At 36.3% G+C, this 1,462-nt stretch carries 3 protein-coding genes and 1 pseudogene; 1 reads left to right on the forward strand and 3 read right to left on the reverse strand.

Translation table 11 applies throughout. The features are described 5' to 3' along the window. Positions 1–98 precede the first annotated feature (98 nt). Positions 99–395, reverse strand: a complete 297-nt coding sequence (locus KPL72_RS21005) for a GNAT family N-acetyltransferase (RefSeq protein ID WP_219704348.1) — start codon at positions 393–395, stop codon at positions 99–101. On the opposite strand from KPL72_RS21005, the pseudogene KPL72_RS21010 reads away from it, so the two are divergent. Next, a pseudogene (locus KPL72_RS21010) lies at positions 345–584 on the forward strand (IS5/IS1182 family transposase); the annotation flags it as partial. The gene KPL72_RS21005 and the pseudogene KPL72_RS21010 overlap by 51 nt on opposite strands. A gap of 69 nt (positions 585–653) precedes the next feature. Here the strand turns inward: KPL72_RS21010 and KPL72_RS21015 are convergent. After that, the gene (locus KPL72_RS21015; RefSeq protein ID WP_219704349.1) at positions 654–1,025 is read right to left on the reverse strand and encodes a hypothetical protein; all 372 of its coding nucleotides are present in this window, start codon (positions 1,023–1,025) and stop codon (positions 654–656) included. Then, the gene (locus tag KPL72_RS21020; protein WP_219704350.1) at positions 1,025–1,243 is read right to left on the reverse strand and encodes a hypothetical protein; all 219 of its coding nucleotides are present in this window, start codon (positions 1,241–1,243) and stop codon (positions 1,025–1,027) included. The genes KPL72_RS21015 and KPL72_RS21020 overlap by 1 nt, the downstream gene beginning before the upstream one ends. Positions 1,244–1,462: the final 219 nt, after the last annotated feature.

Here is a 1,462-nt window from a genome sequence, read left to right on the forward strand (position 1 = left end):
ACCTTTGATTTGATAAATTTATGCTACGTGTAATGAGTTAAGAACGCTTACTTAGTCAGTAGCTGCCCAAACGGCACAGAAATCAAAGCTGAGTCTATTTAATACTCCAAAATAGAGGTTTTTCTTGACCCAGCGGATCTTTTTTCTGGATCATAAAATGTTTCTACTACTTTGAATCCGGCTTTTCTCATCATGCCAGCAGAAGCTAGATTCTCTTCGTGTCGCTCAATAAATACGACACCAGCTCGCTTTTCCTTGGACTTTTCTACACAATATTCAAGCAATTTCGTAGCAATTCCCTGACCAGAGTACGCATTGGAAACCACAACATCGCCGATATAATAAAGGTCTACAACAAGGCTCGACAGCAGCCCACTCAGATAGCCAAAGAACAAAACATCACGTTAAGACAAACCTACGACAAGGTCTGTCATGAGTTAATGCCAAACATTGGACGCTATGACCACGCCAAACAATATAAACAGATGAGAAAAGCCATTAAGCAAGTTAAAGTCTTCTTAGGACGAGTGCTGCGGGACATCGATCGGCAAGTAAAACGACAAGAATTAAGGCTCACCCAAAAGTTGAAGGTTAAGTTCTAACCCTCTACTATCTCCTAGCTCAAGCATCTAAAAAAACAAAAAAAATGATAACTACACAAGGAATTCTACTGAGTCTTTTGACTTCCAGTCTGACTTTCTCATTATAGTGATAACAATGTTCTCATGATGCTCACCATAATGATTACGAACTATATTCACGGCACAGGGCATATTTATATGAGAAACTGTACACCTAATATTGAAAGTATCATTGTGTTTCAAATTCAAAATTGCTTCTTTATGTAACGCTGTCAATCGATTAAATATGCTATTTAGTTCAGCAATCATAATTAGTGGAGTATTTCGAGGATCATTTACCCTATCTTTCACAACATGTTTAGACATCTTAAAAGACATATTGTGTCGACGAAGAATTTCATTAACAGAATTCTCAAGTGCCAAAATTTCTGCTGGGGTAATCATTATGCACCTCCAATGTACACATTATAAAATTCCATTATTTTTAAATTTAGTTCTTCATCGCTAGAAGCGATAAAGCTACCAACTGATTTAGAATCCTCTACCGTTCCAATGAGAACCTCAAACGTTTCATTATCAAAACTCTCGACAAAAATATGCGTCTCTTTTTCCTTGTCAAAAAACGAGGCAAAATTATCTTCTAATGACATGTCAAATTTCATATATTTCCCCTTATTACATTACTAAAGATTAAATGTTCTCACAGCCATTTCCCTTTAAAACTAAGCCACTAATTGCCCTAATGTAAGCATGAACTAATCAATGGATAATTGGATCATAGATGTTCATACAAATTCATTACTATCTGATATCATCTTTGTTATTGCATGCTGCCCAAACCACGCATCACAGGGAAAATCCCATCTAAATACGCAACACTT

Origin of the sequence: Marinomonas lutimaris (assembly GCF_019426345.1) — a bacterium.
Classification (GTDB): Bacteria; Pseudomonadota; Gammaproteobacteria; order Pseudomonadales; family Marinomonadaceae; genus Marinomonas; species Marinomonas lutimaris.